We start from the raw sequence: 1,781 nt of genomic DNA, 5'->3' as shown, positions 1-1,781 counted from the left end.
ACGCTTAAAATTTTAACACAAAAATGAGTTCTTTTTTTATTTTTTTGATTCACCCAATGGGTGAAATAGATAGTTATAGTTATTAGTTGATATTTCAACAATATCAGTTACTTTCATTTCTATTCATGAATAATTAAGGTTGATAAATGTCTCAGATATACCAGAACAAATGAATGATAAACCATTGAGTAATAAGAAATATTCTATACCGATCAATCCATAAACAACACCACCTAATAAAGGACCAGCAATAGATGCAACGGAATCGATCATGGCACGCATGGAATTTACTTTTACCAGGCGCTTTTTGTCAACCAGATTCGGTATGCTGGCACTGAGTGAAATGCCGAAAAAAGTATTGAAGACAGTCAGCAGTGCAGAAGATGCATAAATCATAACCAAAGATAAAGTGGTTGTTCTAGCAACAAAGTAAACAAAAATCAAAAGGACACCACTCAGAATGTCCATGAGGACGGTCATTTTCTTTCTGTTGATTTTATCTGCTAATACACCTGCAAAGGGTGATAGTATAATTCTAGGTATCATACCAAACAGTATGGAAAAGGCAAAGGTTTGACCTGAGCCTGTTAATTTCAAAACATAAAGGCCTATGGCAAAGTTGTACATAAATGTACCCAAATTCGATACCAAGGCCCCTGCAAAATACAAAGCAATATTTTTCTTGATGGTTGGATTCAAGTCAACTGGACTCTCATCCTTAAACTGTTCTACCATATTGCCCCCTTAAATTGAAACATATATCTTGAGTTTGTTCATTTCAATTTTCATAGGTTCTTTTTTCTTTTCTTTAATTTTTTTCATCATAGCCCCCCAAAATAATTATGTAGTCTTTACCCTAAATATTGTAGCATCCTGCTAAGTAGTAATCTATTTCTTTGATATTTTCTATTTTTTGTTTTTTAGATGTGTATTTCTTTTTCATAATCTTTCTCCTATCATCTAGCTAAGTAATAATCCAATTCTTCCAAATGTGCAATCTTTGTCTTCTTGATTTTCTTGTGTTTCTTAGTCATTGTATACCTCCTATTGTCTTGCTAGGTAATAATCCAATTCTTCGATGTGAGCGATTCTCACTTTTTTAGCTTTCTTTTTCATAATTCTTCTCCAATCCTTCTGAACACATTGAGCGATTCTCATTCTTCTTCGTATATATCATATAGTGTTGAGAAAAACGTTGTTAGAGTGATAATTATTATAATTGTTCTATACTATATATGATTTGGTGTACTGTAGAAGATGATTGTGCTCGTTTCCAATTTAGATGTTTCTTTGTATCGACTATTACATTCGATTTTCATCTAATCACCTCTCTTGTTAGAAAATTATCTAACTACCTAAGTAAAAAAAATGTTTTTTACCAATTTAGTTGTATATCAACGGTTGTTCGAAAGTTATCTAACTGATTTTGTTGTTAGATGAACTTCGAAGTCTATCTTTAACTATATATTACGATACTCATCTAACATTGTCAATAGTTTTTAAGTAATTAGATAGTTTTCTAATGTTTTTTTAATTTTTCTAATAGAAATCACAGAACTGGTTATGAAAGCATATAACTGGGTAAAAATTGTATGCATAAATTGCTACATAATTGAATGTATAATCGTGTTCTTTCATATGTAAATCATGTATAATTAGTAATGAAAGAATATAAAGTTGAGAAAAAAATAAGATCAAAAGTTATTCTCTGATCGAAACTTTATAGTCTTTCTCATTGTACAAAATAGACTGCTATGGCATTTCAATGCTTTAGGTGCTTA

The 1,781-nt window shown here is 30.7% G+C and carries 1 protein-coding gene; it reads right to left on the bottom strand.

The annotated features are described in order from the left end of the window. Positions 1–123 precede the first annotated feature (123 nt). Positions 124–735, bottom strand: coding sequence for an MFS transporter (locus OIF36_00055; GenBank protein ID MCV6598863.1), 612 nt, complete (start codon positions 733–735; stop codon positions 124–126). Between the last annotated feature and the right edge of the window lie 1,046 nt (positions 736–1,781).

It is taken from the genome of Alphaproteobacteria bacterium, assembly GCA_025800285.1.
Taxonomy (GTDB): Bacteria; Pseudomonadota; Alphaproteobacteria; order JAOXRX01; family JAOXRX01; genus JAOXRX01.
This window is presented reverse-complemented; position numbering and strand designations above follow the sequence as displayed.

Coding starts and splice junctions, on each gene's coding strand:
- OIF36_00055 (MCV6598863.1), bottom strand. CDS start 735: ATGGTAGAACAGTTTAAGGATGAGAGTCCAGTTGACTTGAATCCAACC.